Origin of the sequence: Mesorhizobium sp. M1E.F.Ca.ET.063.01.1.1 (genome assembly GCF_003998155.1) — a bacterium.
Classification (GTDB): domain Bacteria; phylum Pseudomonadota; class Alphaproteobacteria; order Rhizobiales; family Rhizobiaceae; genus Mesorhizobium.
Window position 1 is genome coordinate 1 of the sequence record NZ_RZSC01001734.1, and the last position, 399, is coordinate 399.

1 protein-coding gene is annotated in these 399 nt (G+C 55.9%); it reads right to left on the reverse strand.

The genetic code is table 11. The features are described from left to right. Positions 1-370: hypothetical protein (locus EOA29_RS40655; protein ID WP_145970210.1), on the reverse strand; the 370-nt coding region annotated here is incomplete at its 3' end. Positions 371-399 lie beyond the last annotated feature (29 nt).

The window sequence follows — 399 nt, forward strand, 5'->3', positions numbered from 1 at the left end:
GCGTCTTCACCATCGACATGGCTATTTGCCAACACCAACGCGCTTTTAGGAACCGTGCGTAGTCGTTGTCGGCCAGCTCGGTGACTATCTTCACCGCGTCGTCCAGGTGCCCGGCCTGCAGTTCCGCGTCGATGAGTTGCGACACGCTGGTATCATTTTCCGATAGCCCAGGGAGGTTTGCCTTGGCCATTGCGAAGTCACCAACCGCAAGCCCAATTTCGAACTTTGTGCTGCGAATTTGTTCGGCCTGTCCATCCGTCAGGTCGTGGGTTTTTGCCACGACGAAAGCCGAATTTGCGTCGTCGTAATTCGATCGAGACGTCAGCACAATTCCTATGTCGATGGCGAGTTGAGGGTCGTCTTTCGCCATCGATATTGCTGCTGCGGGCGCGTCCACTG